The sequence below is a fragment of the Streptococcus phocae genome, from assembly GCF_001302265.1.
GTDB lineage: Bacteria > Bacillota > Bacilli > Lactobacillales > Streptococcaceae > Streptococcus > Streptococcus phocae.
Genome location: NZ_LHQM01000019.1, coordinates 17,269 through 32,002, shown reverse-complemented (window position 1 = coordinate 32,002; position 14,734 = coordinate 17,269). Strand labels below are relative to the sequence as shown.

The window sequence follows — 14,734 nt, the reverse complement described above, 5'->3', positions numbered from 1 at the left end:
CTGTGGAAAAGATATACACACTGTTAATCTAAGTTATCCACAGGGTGTGCGTAACTTTTTAAATCCCTAAGAGACAAGCGTATTCTACTATTTTACTTGTGGAAAACTAAAACAAAAAAAGAGAATTATGAACAGCCTAATGGAGCTTGTTCATAACTCTGTTTAATTCTTCTGAGGTTGCAAAAGAGATGCGCAACTGCCCACTACCATCTTTATTTACAGAAAGTTTGGTTTCTAGTCCAAGCGCTTGTGAGAGTTCTTTTTCCAAAGAGCTTACAAATAAGTCCTTATTTTTTGTTTTTTGCTTTGGGTTATCCTTTTGCTTTACTAACTGCTCAATTTGCCTCACACTTAATCCTTGTTCGATAATTTCATGAAAATAATGCAGTTGATCTTTTGCTTTTGGCAAAGCAAGCAATGCTCTGGCATGCCCTGCACTGATGGTTCCCTCTTCAATGGATTGGCTAATTTCTTGCGGCAGTTGTAACAGTCTAATGGTGTTGCTGATGTAGGGACGTGATTTCCCCATATAAGTAGCCACTTCTGCGTGTGTCATTTTGCTTTTTTCAATCAGTGCCTGATAGGCTTTTGCTTCTTCCATGGCATTTAAGTCAGAGCGCTGCAAATTTTCAACAATTGCTTGCTGCATGCTTTCCAGACTAGACATGTCTTTAATGATAGCTGGGACCTTTGTCAAACCAGCTAATTGAGATGCCTTTAATCGCCTCTCTCCGGCAACTAATTCGTAGCCAAACACATCTGATTGACGAACAATAATTGGCTGAATGAGTCCGTTTATTTTAATTGAGGCAGCCAACTCTTCTAGCTCTGCTTGATTGAACTGAAGACGGGGTTGATAGGGATTTGCCACGATGTCCTCAATGGCAATATGCATCAATGTTTCTGTCATATCATCCTTTCAAAAGGTAAAAAACCTTTACGATATTGTAAAGGTTTTTTACAGTACTTGTCAAGTTTACTGCTGTTTTTTAGTCAAGTCCTTGGTTGTTTTTGTCAATTTAATAACTTGTTTTTTCTTGGCAGTTCCTCGGTAGAAGGTTACCTTGATACTATCGTTAATATTGTGTCCATATAAGATACTTTGCAAGTCACTGATAGCATTTACCGGTTGCCCATCAATTTCTGTAATGACATCGTATCGTTTAAGTTTACCATCAGCGGGCATGCCTTCTTGTACAAAAGCTACCACAATCCCGTTGGTAACACTGGTTGGGATGTTAATTTGGCTAAGCGCACTGGTTGATAGATCGTTGAGATTAACCATTGAAATGCCCAGTGCAGGTCGAATCACTTCTTTGTTGGATTCTAACTGATTGATAATTTTGATAACGTCACTTGAAGGAATAGCAAATCCAATCCCCTCAACAGCACCGCTGCTGTTAGCTCCTGTAGGAGTCGATGAGATTTTACTTGAGTTTATCCCAATGATTTGTCCTTCAATGTTAATTAAAGGCCCACCTGAGTTACCAGGATTGATGGCAGCATCGGTTTGAATAGCATTTGTTGATACTGTCTCACCCTCTTCATTTTTTAAGGTAACAGTACGGCTCAAGCTAGAAACAATACCTTCAGTAACTGAATTGGCATATTCGGTTCCAAGGGGGCTACCAATAGCGATTGCCACTTCACCGACATTAATTTTAGTAGAGTCTGCAAATTCCGCAACGGTTTTAATTTTATCAGAAGAGATTTTTACGACAGCCAAATCAGAGTAGGTGTCTGAACCGACAAGTTCACCGACAACCTTAGAACCATCAGCCATTAAAATTTCAATCCTTTCGGCACCATTAATCACGTGATTATTGGTAACGAGATATGCAGAATTTCCAGACTTTTTGTAAATAACCCCAGACCCTTCGCTGTAAACAGCTAATTCTTTTTCTTTTTCTGATGCTGTGTCACTGTCACCAAATAGTTTGCTGTAAGGATTTGTAATCGCAGAAGCTGGATTTTTTTGATAATTGATAACCGACACAACGGCATTTTGGATAGCTTTTACGGCTTTTGTTGTGTTTGTCGTGTTATCAAACGTCATTTTACTTGTTACAGTTCCATCAGAAGCTGGCTTTAAATTGGTGCGATTAAAACCATTTACCACAAAAACAGCCAATAGCCCCCCTAAAAATCCAATGAGCAAAACCCATAACCATTTCAATACCACTTTATACCTTGACACTAAATCACCTCCAAATATTTTTTAATAGCTTATAAAACTTCGCTTAATTATACCTTAAAAAACGTAAAAAGAAAAGTATCCACAACTTGTGGAAAACTTTTTTATCTCTGAATGAAAAGATTGCTATAATAAGATTTTTAGAGAAAAAAGTGCTTGTTAACATGTGGATAAACTGTGCAAATCTTTTTTTATATGGTACAATGGCTTCATGAAATTGAAAGTTATTTGTGTTGGAAAATTAAAAGAAAAATATTTAAAAGATGGCATTGCAGAGTATCAAAAACGCTTGTCTCGTTTTTGCCAATTTGAAGTGGTGGAGTTACCTGATGAAAAAACACCAGAAAAAGCAAGTGATGCTGAAAAGCGGATTATTCTGCAAAAAGAAGCAGATAGAATAGCCAAAAAAATAGGACCTAGAGATTTTGTGATTGCATTAGCCATCGAAGGAAAACAGTTTCCTTCAGAACAATTTAGTCAAATAATAGAGGATACCACACTCAAAGGTTATTCAGATATTAGCCTAATCATTGGTGGTAGTCTTGGGCTAGATGAGACTATTAAGAAGCAAGCAAATCTCTTGATGAGTTTTGGTTTGTTAACCCTACCTCATCAACTAATGCGATTAATCCTAGTAGAACAAATCTACCGCGCTTTTATGATTAGACAGGGCAGCCCCTACCATAAATAAGTTTCATGTGAAACTCACTAGGATTTAGGTATTAATAATTTGAGATGCAAAAAGCTCCAATGGTCATTAACACCATTAGAGCTTTTTCATTTGATCCCAGCAGGATTCGAACCTGCGACCGTTCGCTTAGAAGGCGAATGCTCTATCCAGCTGAGCTATGAGACCTTAACTTCCTTATTTTAACAAAAAGAAGCCATAGCTGTCAATGGGTAATTGATAGAAGTATGTCAATTTCTCCAGTCTTTATCAAAAATCAAAGGTCTATGGCAAGATTAGTTACTTAGGTGCATAAAAACTCTTCTGAGAGCTGATACATACCTCAAAGCAGTGAGAAGGTCTCTCAGGTAACGATAGTGATACATTAAAAACTGCTAGACAAATTTATTTAGCTTTAAAAAGGTGTTTCAAATATAACGTTGAAGCTAATCTCAGTCATTACCGGACAAGGTAACAATTATTTTTAACATCTTTAAGAAGGCCTCTAAGAACTGGTTTAATTAGACCAGAGATGACACGTTATAGTGGTGAAATTTTTTTTGAAAAAATTTTAAAAAAAGTATAGACAACCCAAAATATTCTGCTATAATAGTAAGAGTGTTAAGGAGAACTACTCCAAAACTTCTGGTCCGTTGGTCAAGGGGTTAAGACACCGCCTTTTCACGGCGGTAACACGGGTTCGAATCCCGTACGGACTATCGAGATTGTCATTGTGGCAATTTTTTTGTTTTTCCGGCATAGCTCAGTTGGTAGTAGCGCATGACTGTTAATCATGATGTCGTAGGTTCGAGTCCTACTGCCGGAGTTTTAAATACAAAAATCAAAAAAACACTTCATTAAACATGAGGTGTTTTTTTGATGATATTCTTATGAAATAGGGTTCTTTAAGGCAAATAAGAGGATGCCTATAATCACTAAGCACAATATGGCAACAGTATCGATTAATTTCCATTGCAGTAAGCGATATTTTGTACGTCCTTCACCGCCTTGGTATCCTCTAGCTTCCATAGCGATTGCTAAGGCATCGGCTCTCTTGAAACTAGAAGCAAATAAAGGGATTAAAATAGGAATAATTGATTTTACCTTTTGAATTAAGTTACCTTCGCCAAAATCAACTCCACGCGCTTTTTGAGCATTCATAATGCGCGTGGTATCATCCATCAATGTCGGAACAAAACGTAGGCTCAGAGAGAGCATAAGCCCGATTTCATGGGCAGGTACCTTTAGCCTAACTAAGGGTTTTAGCAGAGACTCAACAGCATCAGACAAGCTGAGAGGAGTCGTTGTCAAGGTTAATAGGGTGGAGAAAAAAATGATGAACACAAAACGCATAAAAATGAGGGTTGCCTGACTCAGTCCAGTGCTTGTAATTTTGATCACCCAAAACTCAGCTAGTATGGTTCCACCTTGGACAAAAAACATTTGGAATAAGGTGGTAAATAAGATAATCCCAATCATGGGCTTCACCCCATTGATAAAGAAGCTTAACTTAATTTTTGAGAGTAATACAGCTACTAGTGTAAAAACTAGCATGAGAAGATTTGTTGCGAGATTATTAGCCCAAAAAACAATAATGATGTAAATGGTCATTGCGATTAACTTACTTCTAGGGTCAAGCCGGTGAATAATGGAATTCCCTGGAATGTAGCGGCCTAAAATAAGCTTATCCATGGCGTAATACCTCGCGTAATTCTTCTAATGTAACTGGAAGATAAGGCAAAGACAAGCCATTTTTGACCAATTTTTGAGCAAATTTAGTAACTTTTGGGACCCCTAGTTGCTTGCTTTCAAGAAAGGCAACCTGTTGAAAAATGTCTCGGGGGTTTCCTGCTTTAACAACTGTTCCTGCCTCCAAAACATAGACGAAATCAGCATAATTAGCAACGTCATCCATCAAATGAGTCACTAAAACAATCGTCATTCCTGATTGATGAAGGGTTTTAAACAATTGCATTAATTCTTTTCTTCCTTTTGGGTCAAGTCCTGCGGTTGGCTCATCTAAAATTAAGACTTCAGGTTGCATCGCTAAAATCCCTGCGATAGCCACTCGTCGCATTTGCCCGCCAGACAGTTCAAATGGATTTTTAAAAAAAAGATCTTCAGAAATACCGACAAGAGCTAACTTTTCACGCGCAATCATTTCGGCTTCTTCTTTAGAGACACCAAAGTTCTGGGGGCCAAAAGCCACGTCTTTAAGGACAGTTTCTTCAAACAATTGACTCTCAGGAAATTGAAAAACTAAGCCTACCTGTTTGCGAATAGACTTGATATCTTTATTTTTAGAATGACTGGTGATTTCTTGCCCATTTACGATGACTTTTCCAGTTGTTGGGACATTGAGGCCATTTAACAGCTGCATAATTGTCGATTTTCCAGATCCTGTATGGCCTATAAAGGCGGTATAGGAGGCTTTTTTAATATCTAGAGTGATGTCAAAAAGGGCACGCCCCTCAAAAGGTGTCCCTATTTGGTATGTGTAATTTACATCTTGGAGATTAATTGACATAGCTTATTTTCCAATTCCTTTTCTGTGAGATAGGTATCTTGTATCGCATACCCTTCTTCTTTTAGCATATTAATAACAGAAGTTGTAAAAGGGATGTCAAGACCCAAGTTGATTAGCTCATCTCCTCTAGAAAATAGTTGTTCTGGTGTAGAAGCAGACTCAACTTGTCCATTTTTCATGACGAGAACCCGATCACTAAGAGCAACCTCATCAAGATCGTGGGTTATTGAGATAACAGTGATGTCGTATTGTTTCCTAATGGATTGGATGGTCTGAATCAGCTCGAGTCGGCCTTTAGGGTCGAGCATGCTAGTGGCTTCGTCTAAAATGATAATCATGGGTTTCATTGCTACGGCACCAGCAATCGCAACCCGTTGTTTTTGACCACCAGATAAGCGAGAAGGTTCTCTTTCTTTGAAAGAAGCCATGCCAACTAAATTCAGGGCTTGGGTGACTGCTTCTGCCATGTTATCATGGGGAACGCCTTTGTTTTCAAGACCAAAAGCGACATCATCTTCAACAGTAGCGCCAACAAATTGGTTGTCAGGATTTTGAAAGACCATTCCGATTTTTCGTCTAATCTCCCAAATATTCTCTTCGGACAGAAGATCTCCATCCACAAAGATATGACCTGAATCGGCTTCTAATAGCCCATCAATTAATCGCACAGTGGTTGATTTTCCAGAACCATTGTGTCCAATAATAGACAACCATTCCCCTTTTTTAACGTTAAAACTAACATGATTGAGAGTATAATCTTCTTGCTCTTGATTGTATTTAAAGGTAACATTTTTAAGTTCAATAATAGTTGTCATAGTTATTTAAAGGTATCCTTAAAAAGAAAAGCAGCTCCTTTGAAATAATCATAGCCTGAGTAAACAGTAAAACCTAAGGCCACGTAAAGAAAAATAGTGCCTATAAGAGTCCAATGACAAAGTAGGCATATAATTGCAATCATTTGTGTGGCTGTTTTAATTTTTCCAGGCATGGCTGCAGATAAGACGGTTCCACCGTTTTCGACAAGTAACAAGCGCAAGCCTGTAACGGCGAGTTCGCGACAAATAATAATTGCTGCCACCCAAGCAGGTGCTAAGTCTAAGCCAACCAACATAATAAAAGCACTCATGACAAGGATTTTATCAGCTAAAGGATCGGCAAATTTCCCAAAATTAGTTACCACATGCCATTTACGAGCAAGGTAGCCATCAAGGTAATCTGTAAAACTGGCAACTGCAAAGATAACGGCTGCAATAGTGTGCCAAAATGTAGTGGTTGATAAAGACGTGATGAGTAAAAACAAGGGAATTAAAGCTATACGACCAAGCGTTAGCAAGTTAGGAATGTTTTCTTTTTTTATCATGTTGTCACCTGACTATTGTATTTTCAGTGTAATATAGCTTAAATCAGTACTTGTAATCGCTGATAAATCTAAGGGCTGACCGTCAATGGTTATTGAAACTCCTTTTGTCACTCCCAAAGTTAACAATGATTCCGTAACGTCAGCTGGAAGTGTTGTTGAATAAGAAGGCACTTCCTTTGATAAGGTGATGCCTCCTTCGCCAATTTCTGTGTTTGTGATAGAAATCCAGCTGCTTTGAGCATCTGTTAGTGCTACCGTGATGTCAACTGTTTCTTTTGATTTCGTAATGGTAGCCGTTAGATAGTTTTCAGCCCCTTCAGTTTGAATTTGAGTTTTAGGACCAGTAGATTCAGAAGTTGCTTTGTTTTCTTCTTTATTGGTTTCTAAAAAAGACATCTCAGTTGGTTTAGCCGCATGAGTGTTTTCAAATTGTCGCCAAACAGCAAAAAAGATAATGCCTACAATAGCTAGGGAAATCAAGCTTAATAAGGTCACTGGAAGAGCGGATTTTTTATTTTTCTCATTGTTTCCATATCGGCTCAATCTTGAGATTTCAGAGTCCTTTCGAAGGAGCTTTTCTTCAGCTTTAAAACGACTAACAGGAGGAATCGTTTTGGTTGGTTTAGTAGAATTAACGCCGACAGTTTTTACAGGAATGACTAAAGTTTCTGCTTTGGTCACTCCTGTAAATTGTTTGTCTTGAGTTCTTTTTTTGCTGAGTTTTTCCTCAACGATTTGTGTTACAGATGGTTCTTGATTTTGTTTTTTTGAGCTAATTTGTAGTTGATAGAGTCTACTTAGGCTATCAAAATCCAAATCAACAATATCTGCGTATTGTTTTAAAAAGGTATAAAATTTTTCTTCTGGGATGATTTTAAATTGGTCTAGCTCCATGGCTAGTAGATAGTGGGAAGAAATACCAGTGTTGGATTCAATATCATCTAGTGTAATATGTTTGCCGACACGTGTTTCTCTTAGTAAATTACCGAGACTTGTTTCTCTCATACAGGTACCTCAAAATATTATAATAGAACTATTATATCAGATTTTAAGTTATTTGGGAAAGACCGTAAAATCTGATACCTCTGCCTCTTTAAAAAATGCATTTGCAATATCAAAGAGGTCTTTTAATGTGAGTTTTTCAATAATGCTTGGAATGTCAAAATAAGTTTCCTTATCTGATAGATACAGATTGAATTGGCTCGTCAGCTGTTCGATAGAATCAAGGCTTTGGATAAAATCGCCATACATTTCTCGTTTGAGCAGATTGAGGTGTTCAGTAGTGAGATCTGACGATTGAGCAAACTGTTTCATGGTTTTTCTGATTTTATCTGACATAGCAATGGGTTCATTAGTATCTAGGGAGATTAAGACAAATTGGAAATCTTGTTGAATTTCAATTTCTAAATCGAAGGAATCATCTATTTTACCCGCTTCGTACCACTCTTGATAAGTTTGAGATGTCCATCCAAAAAGCATCGATAACAAAAGTCTTAATGCAATTCGAGCGACTTGAAGAGAATAGTGAGATTGATCAAGTTTGCTGCGAAAGCCAACAACTAGTTTTGCCGTCGTAATATCCATATCAATAGATTGAGACTTGATGACAGGGTGGTATACGAGGGGAGCGACAGTTACAGCTGCCGTGTCTTTTTGACTTTTCTGATTTTGATATGCTGTAATTGTATTGACAGTTTGATTGACGTCAATATCACCCACAATCAACAAACTCATATTAGAAGGGTGATAAAAATAAGCATGATTGTCTTTCAACACATCTGCTGTGATGTCCTGGATTGACTCTTTAGTACCTGCAATATCCTGAGCTAGGCTAGTATTTGGGAATAAATTTTGCAGTATACCACTGTAAGCTCGGTAGTCAGGGTCATCTTGGTACATGTCAATTTCTTGCGCAATGATATCTTTTTCACGATTAACAGAGCTATCTGTAAAGTCACAGGACAAGACAAAGTCTTGTAGCAACTCAAGGTTTTTTTCCAAGTGACCAGTTGTCGAAAAGAAATAGCTGGTTTTTTCAAAAGTTGTAAAGGCGTTGGTTTCTGCCCCTAGCTCTGTGAATTGCAATGCGATATCTTCGCCGTTGTCATCTTCAAACAGTTTATGTTCTAAAAAATGAGCAATCCCACTAGGAGAAGAAATGGCTTTTTTGTTGACTGTAAAATGTGTGTCAAGAGAACCAAAATTCACCGTCAACATAGCTGTTTTTTCGAGATATCCTTTTTTCTTTATGAGGTAAACTTGTAAACCGTTTGTCAATTTGCTGTAAAAAAAGTCTTCGTTAATAGTAGGATAGTCTAACTTAGTTAATGTCGTCATGTTAGTTCCCTTCCAAGAAATATACCGTCTGAAGTTTTAGTAAATGAGCGACTTTCATAATGTCTGACTTACTAATCTTGTCAATCTCGTCAATCCATTTTTCTAAAGAATAAGAGGGATCAATGTAAGTTTTCATGTATTCTATGTCAATGAGAGATTTACAAAAGTCTTCGGAAAGCAAGGCATTATGCTGCAACATTCGCTTTGTTTTTGTGATGAGATTGCTTGAAAAGCGACCTAATTTGATTGCGGTCAGCTCCTTTGTAATTAGTTGTAAGGTTTTTGTCCTGTGTTGTCCATCTATGCCAGCGTAGATTTCAAATAATCCGGTGTAAACATCAAAGCGACAGCCAATATTATAAGCGAGTCCTTCTTTTTCACGAATGGTTGTAAATAATAAGGAGTGTGAAAAAGAACCAAGCAAACCATTCAAAAGTACCAGGGAATAGTAGTCTTTTTCGCCGAAAGTTATTGGAAAATGATAAGCCAACTCCAAAATGGATTGATTGATGGCCTTTTGCTCCATGCTTTCTTTAATAATATTAGTTGCCATTTGCGTGTAGAAAAAGGTTAATGATTTTTCACGCTTTTCAAAAGGAAACTGGTGCAGTAATTGGACGATACGGTAGTCATCAAAATCTCCCAGAACAAAAATGTCAATGCGATCTTCATTGAGCATTTTATGGAATTCTTGATAGCTGGTATAGGCGGTTTCTCGACCAATTAATTCAGGACTTCCATATTTTGAAATCTGTAGGTCTTCATGCTGATAAAATTGTTTTTTTGTTTGAAGAGCACTGTAATAAAAGGAATCTTCTTTATCAGATTCAACATAGTTAATCAAATTTGTTTTTTCCAAATCAAATACTTTTGGTTGGTATTGTGCAACAGACAGTAAAGGAGAAAAAAGCATTTCTTTGAGAAACTGAATGACCTCATCTAGGACTTTTTCGCCTTGAAAGGCGTACTGATCTTGGATAAAAGTGATGTCAATATCAACGATATGGACCAACCCTTTAGTTGACACATTAGTTGACAGGCTAGCACCATATAATTGGGCTAATTTTTCTCTAAATTGTTTGGCTGTGGGATAAGCTTCATTTGCAGTTGCTAACATTTGAGCTACTAAGACACGTTTTGCGACTGTTTTTCGAGTCAAGTCACCAGAAAAACGAAGAGTGATTTGATTGGTTTTGAATTTTTTTGTTTTTATCAGATGAAGCTGAACTCCCTGAATAATTTCCATATTACTTCCTTAATGATATAGTATAGTCTTTACGATTATACCATTTTTATCGAAGTTAGTTTAATGATAACTTTAGCTCAGCATTATCTTTGATTGCATTTTATGCTATAATGATTTGAATGACAAACGGGAGATTAATTATGGAATATAAATTGTTTACAGAATTTATTACATTACAAGCCTTGTTAAAAGAATTAGGCATTATCCAAAGTGGGGGGGCTATTAAGAATTTTTTAGCCAATACCACAGTACTATTCAACGGCGAAGATGAAAAACGTCGGGGAAAGAAAATAAGAATTGACGATGTGGTCAGCATACCGTCTCAGCAACTTGAAATTAAGATTGTGGAACCTTGTTTAGAAGAAAAAGAGGCCTATGCGATAGAGCTTGCGGAAAAAGAGCGTGTCGCTGCGCTGGTTAAACAGATGAATCAAAAAACAAAACAGCAAAAAAACACATCTAAACCAAATGTAGCAAAGGGTCATGCTAACAGCAAAAAACCAATTCGTTTCCCGGGGATATGATATGTGGCTTAAAACCCTAGATTTAAACCACTACCGCAATTATACGCAAATTTCTGCGACATTTTCACCAGGTTTAAATGTTTTTGTTGGCAATAATGCACAAGGCAAAACCAATTTTTTAGAAGCTATTTACGTGTTATCGTTGACAAAGAGTCATCGGACAAAATCTGACAAGGAGTTGATTCACTTCAATGAAAAGTCTTTTTCAATATCTGGAACTGCCAATAGACGTAGTGGGACGCTTCAATTAAGCATATCGCTATCGCCCCAGGGACGGGTAACCAAGATAAATGGACTTAAGCAAGCTAGATTATCAGATTACGTTGGATCGATGATGGTTGTTTTATTTGCACCAGAAGATTTACAGTTGGTCAAAGGTGCCCCTAGCTTGAGGCGAAAATTTATTGATATTGATCTTGGCCAGATAAAACCCGTGTATCTATCTGATTTGTCCCAATACAATCATGTTTTGAAGCAGCGCAATGCTTATTTAAAAAGCTCTCAGCACATAGACCGTGCTTTTTTGTCTGTTCTAGACGAACAGCTAGCTCATTACGGTAGTCGAGTAATGCAACACCGAATAGATTTTATCAAGTCATTGGAAACAGAAGCTAACAAACATCATCAAGCCATCTCTAACGGGCTTGAGACGCTGTCTGTCATCTATCAGTCATCTGTTTTAGTTGATAACGATTCAACTATTTATGATTGTTTTATGAAACAGCTTGAAAACAATCAGCAAAAAGATTTTCTAAGAAAAAATACAAGTGTTGGACCACATCGAGATGATTTGTTGTTTTGTATCAATGGGATGAATGCTGATTTTGCTAGCCAAGGTCAGCACCGAAGCTTAATTTTATCCTTGAAAATGGCAGAGGTTAGCCTCATGAAAACCTTAACAGGAGACAATCCTATTTTATTACTGGATGATGTCATGAGTGAGTTGGATAATACACGGCAAACCAAGTTGCTAGAAACAGTAATCAAAGAGCAAGTTCAGACATTTATTACCACAACTAGTGTAGAGCATCTGTCTCAGCTCCCGGATACGATTACTATTTTTAAGGTTGATAATGGAAGCATCACCTCAGACCAGTAGTGTTAATAGATTAAAAAAAGAAGTCCATGTATGGACTTCTTTTTGATTAAGTATGAGGTTGCTAATTATGATTTGACGATTCCTAATAAGACAGCACCAACAACAAAGCAACTGATTCCGATAATGACCCAACGCATTTCTTTTTTTGTCTTAGTCTCACCTAAGAACAAGATGCCTCCAATGATAGAAATGATAGCACCTAATTGTGAGAAACTAAAGGCAATAGCTAATCCTGCTTTTGCTGCTGCTAGAAGCATAAAGATATTTCCAATTCCCCAAAGCAACCCAACGCTGATGTTTTTAATCACGTATTGGTCAAACGACACTTTGAAAGACATGAACATAGTAGCTCCAAGCACCATCCCTACCGCCATCGGTAAGATAACAGATAAAACATCAAACTTCATGATGTTATTAAAAAGCACAGCATACATGACATATCCAATAGTTGAATACGTTAATGATACAAAACCTTTTGAAAAATGTGGCAAGTGATTGTTGCGTTCCTCAGAACTATCTTGTTTGCTTGAAAAATAAAATCCGACAATAAGCAGTAAGATAGCTAGTGTCCCAATGACAAATTGAACAGGTTTTGTCCATTCATGGAAAACCAAGACCCCAATTAAACTGCCCAAAACCAATTGTGAGCCACTTGATAGAGGGTTTGCTACAGATACTCCCATATATTGCATGGCGTGAAACTGTCCCGTCTGACCGATTGACCACAAGATTCCTCCCAGAATTCCGAAAATCCAGAGACTTGCTGACATGTCAGGACGAACAACTAACCATACAGCAAGAGCAAAAACCAAGGCTCCCAAGGTCATCCCAAAGGTTTGTTGAGAGGGTTTTCCTCCAATTTTATTACTAACAAAGCCGATACTGCCCCATGCAAACATAGGGACTAGTGCATATAAAATACCTTCCAAAATGATCTCTCCTTTATTCTAAGTTGATATTATTAATCTATATAAAAGTGCTTTCACATGAAAACTCATTATAGCTTATTTAATACAAAAAAACAATAAGATAAACTAAAAATATAAGGACTAATGAAAAAATGAACTAGCTCCAAGGCATAGTTCATTTTTCTTAGTTTTTGTTTATCGTAATAATTAAAATGATTAATGAACAGAGTAGTTAGGCGCTTCATTTGTAATTTGAACGTCATGAGGGTGACTTTCAATAAGTCCTGCTCCTGACATTTCCACAAATTGTGCCTTATCGTGCAATTCTTTGATGGTACCTGCCCCAACATATCCCATACCTGAGCGAATACCGCCAAGCATTTGAAAGACGATGTCTGAAGCAGCGCCTTTGTAGGCAACACGGCCTTCAATACCTTCAGGAACCAATTTGTTGGCTTCATTGACAGCACCTTGGAAGTAACGGTCGCTTGACCCTTTTTTCATAGCTGCGATTGACCCCATACCACGATAGGTCTTGAATTTTCGACCTTGATAGATTTCAGTTTCTCCAGGAGCCTCGTCAGTACCAGCAAACATTGAGCCTAACATAACAGCATTACCACCGGCAGCCAATGCTTTAACAATATCACCTGAATATTTGATACCGCCATCAGCGATAATGGTTTTTCCATATTCACGAGCGACAGCAGCTGCATCATAGATAGCAGTCACTTGAGGAACACCAACTCCAGCTACGACACGTGTTGTACAGATTGATCCTGGTCCAATACCAACCTTGACCACATCGACACCTGCGTCATAAAGGGCACGAGCGCCTTCTGCGGTAGCAATATTACCTGCAATAAGTGTCTTGTCAGGGAAATGAGCACGGATTTCAGAAATTTTTCTGAGAACCCCTGCTGAGTGACCGTGAGCAGTGTCAATGACAATAGCATCTGCACCAGCTTCGAATAAAGCTTCTGCACGTTCAAAAGTATCAGAGGTTACCCCAACAGCAGCAGCAACAAGCAAGCGTCCAAACTCATCTTTAGCAGCATGTGGAAATTCGATAACTTTTTCGATGTCTTTAATTGTGATAAGACCAGATAGACGACCATTGTCATCAACTAACGGTAATTTTTCGATACGGTGCTCGTGCAAGATACGCTCAGCTGTTTCAAGGTCAGTTCCAACCTCAGCTGTAATCAATTTTTCACTGGTCATGTGCTCTGAGATGCTTGCATCATAGTTTGAGATGAAACGCATGTCTCTATTGGTGATGATACCAACCAGTTTACGGTTAGCTAATGTTTCAACAATTGGAACACCACTGATGCGGTAGCGTTGCATCAACTCTTCAGCTTCAGCTACTTTATGATCAGGAGTTAAAAAGAAAGGATCGATGATAACACCATTTTCAGAGCGTTTTACTTTGCGTACTTCTTCAGCTTGCTCTTTAATGGACATGTTTTTATGAATAACACCCAAACCACCAGAACGAGCAATGCTGATAGCCATTTTACTATCAGTGACAGTATCCATTGCTGCCGTAATGATTGGAATATTCAATGTCAAATTTTTTGCCAGTTTTGTTTTCAAATTAACTTCGTTTGGAAGAACATGACTTTCTGCTGGAATCAGCAAGACATCGTCAAAGGTATATCCTTTTTTTAAAAATTTAGTGTCCCAATTTGACATTAACAAATCCTCTTTTCTTCTTTTTAGGGGATAATTTCCCAGTCTATTTTTATTGTTACTATCATATCACGCTAAAATCATTTGTCAATAAAATGATTTTATTATTTTTATCAGTCTTAGTATTGATTTTTACCTACTTAGGTTAGCAAAAAAACACCAAGTGATATCACTTGG

The 14,734-nt window shown here is 37.7% G+C and carries 14 protein-coding genes and 3 tRNA genes; 5 read left to right on the top strand and 12 right to left on the bottom strand.

Annotated features, from left to right (window positions below):
* Positions 1 to 136: 136 nt before the first annotated feature.
* Positions 137 to 910 (bottom strand): ParB/RepB/Spo0J family partition protein, encoded by a 774-nt coding sequence (locus AKK44_RS05170; RefSeq protein WP_054278803.1) that lies wholly within the window; start codon positions 908 to 910, stop codon positions 137 to 139.
* Positions 911 to 976: 66 nt separating this feature from the next.
* Positions 977 to 2,197, bottom strand: a complete 1,221-nt coding sequence (locus tag AKK44_RS05165; RefSeq protein WP_054278802.1) for a S1C family serine protease — start codon at positions 2,195 to 2,197, stop codon at positions 977 to 979.
* Positions 2,198 to 2,405: 208 nt separating this feature from the next.
* Here AKK44_RS05165 and rlmH point away from each other — a divergent pair, with 208 nt between their 5' ends.
* Entirely contained in the window at positions 2,406 to 2,885 is a 480-nt protein-coding gene (rlmH, locus tag AKK44_RS05160; RefSeq protein WP_037595854.1) for a 23S rRNA (pseudouridine(1915)-N(3))-methyltransferase RlmH, read from the top strand.
* A 91-nt stretch (positions 2,886 to 2,976) separates the two neighbouring features.
* Here the strand turns inward: rlmH and AKK44_RS05155 are convergent.
* Positions 2,977 to 3,050: transfer RNA gene (locus AKK44_RS05155), tRNA-Arg, on the bottom strand.
* Between the two features lie 458 nt (positions 3,051 to 3,508).
* On the opposite strand from AKK44_RS05155, the gene AKK44_RS05150 reads away from it, so the two are divergent.
* Together AKK44_RS05150 and AKK44_RS05145 are read left to right on the top strand one after the other, a co-directional pair.
* Positions 3,509 to 3,580, top strand: a tRNA-Glu gene (locus AKK44_RS05150).
* Between the two features lie 33 nt (positions 3,581 to 3,613).
* A tRNA-Asn gene (locus AKK44_RS05145) sits at positions 3,614 to 3,687 on the top strand.
* A 62-nt stretch (positions 3,688 to 3,749) separates the two neighbouring features.
* Here the strand turns inward: AKK44_RS05145 and AKK44_RS05140 are convergent.
* The 7 genes from AKK44_RS05140 to yfmF are packed head-to-tail and all read right to left on the bottom strand — an operon-like array spanning position 3,750 to position 10,331.
* The gene (locus AKK44_RS05140; protein ID WP_054278801.1) at positions 3,750 to 4,553 is read right to left on the bottom strand and encodes an energy-coupling factor transporter transmembrane component T family protein; all 804 of its coding nucleotides are present in this window, start codon (positions 4,551 to 4,553) and stop codon (positions 3,750 to 3,752) included.
* Positions 4,546 to 5,388: an energy-coupling factor transporter ATPase gene (locus AKK44_RS05135; RefSeq protein WP_054278800.1), complete on the bottom strand. Its 843-nt coding sequence runs from the start codon at positions 5,386 to 5,388 to the stop codon at positions 4,546 to 4,548. The genes AKK44_RS05140 and AKK44_RS05135 overlap by 8 nt, the downstream gene beginning before the upstream one ends.
* A complete protein-coding gene (locus AKK44_RS05130; RefSeq protein WP_054278799.1) occupies positions 5,364 to 6,203 on the bottom strand; it encodes an energy-coupling factor ABC transporter ATP-binding protein in 840 nt (279 codons plus the stop codon). The genes AKK44_RS05135 and AKK44_RS05130 overlap by 25 nt, the downstream gene beginning before the upstream one ends.
* Before the next feature lie 2 nt (positions 6,204 to 6,205).
* Entirely contained in the window at positions 6,206 to 6,748 is a 543-nt protein-coding gene (gene pgsA / locus AKK44_RS05125; RefSeq protein WP_054278798.1) for a CDP-diacylglycerol--glycerol-3-phosphate 3-phosphatidyltransferase, read from the bottom strand.
* Between the two features lie 12 nt (positions 6,749 to 6,760).
* Positions 6,761 to 7,753 (bottom strand): helix-turn-helix domain-containing protein, encoded by a 993-nt coding sequence (locus tag AKK44_RS05120; RefSeq protein WP_054278797.1) that lies wholly within the window; start codon positions 7,751 to 7,753, stop codon positions 6,761 to 6,763.
* A gap of 48 nt (positions 7,754 to 7,801) precedes the next feature.
* Positions 7,802 to 9,085 carry an EF-P 5-aminopentanol modification-associated protein YfmH gene (gene yfmH, locus AKK44_RS05115; protein WP_054278796.1) on the bottom strand — a complete coding sequence of 428 codons (1,284 nt, stop codon included), beginning with the start codon at positions 9,083 to 9,085 and terminating at the stop codon, positions 7,802 to 7,804.
* A 1-nt stretch (position 9,086) separates the two neighbouring features.
* Positions 9,087 to 10,331, bottom strand: coding sequence for an EF-P 5-aminopentanol modification-associated protein YfmF (gene yfmF, locus AKK44_RS05110; RefSeq protein ID WP_054278795.1), 1,245 nt, complete (start codon positions 10,329 to 10,331; stop codon positions 9,087 to 9,089).
* A 140-nt stretch (positions 10,332 to 10,471) separates the two neighbouring features.
* On the opposite strand from yfmF, the gene yaaA reads away from it, so the two are divergent.
* Positions 10,472 to 10,855, top strand: a complete 384-nt coding sequence (yaaA, locus tag AKK44_RS05105) for a S4 domain-containing protein YaaA (protein ID WP_054278794.1) — start codon at positions 10,472 to 10,474, stop codon at positions 10,853 to 10,855.
* A 1-nt stretch (position 10,856) separates the two neighbouring features.
* The gene (gene recF / locus AKK44_RS05100; protein WP_054278793.1) at positions 10,857 to 11,954 is read left to right on the top strand and encodes a DNA replication/repair protein RecF; all 1,098 of its coding nucleotides are present in this window, start codon (positions 10,857 to 10,859) and stop codon (positions 11,952 to 11,954) included.
* A gap of 65 nt (positions 11,955 to 12,019) precedes the next feature.
* On the opposite strand, the gene AKK44_RS05095 is transcribed toward recF, so the two are convergent.
* Both AKK44_RS05095 and guaB read right to left on the bottom strand, forming a co-directional pair.
* Complete coding sequence (locus tag AKK44_RS05095; RefSeq protein WP_037595870.1) at positions 12,020 to 12,883, bottom strand: GRP family sugar transporter; 864 nt, start codon at positions 12,881 to 12,883, stop codon at positions 12,020 to 12,022.
* Positions 12,884 to 13,078: 195 nt separating this feature from the next.
* Positions 13,079 to 14,560, bottom strand: a complete 1,482-nt coding sequence (gene guaB / locus AKK44_RS05090; RefSeq protein ID WP_037595872.1) for an IMP dehydrogenase — start codon at positions 14,558 to 14,560, stop codon at positions 13,079 to 13,081.
* Positions 14,561 to 14,734 lie beyond the last annotated feature (174 nt).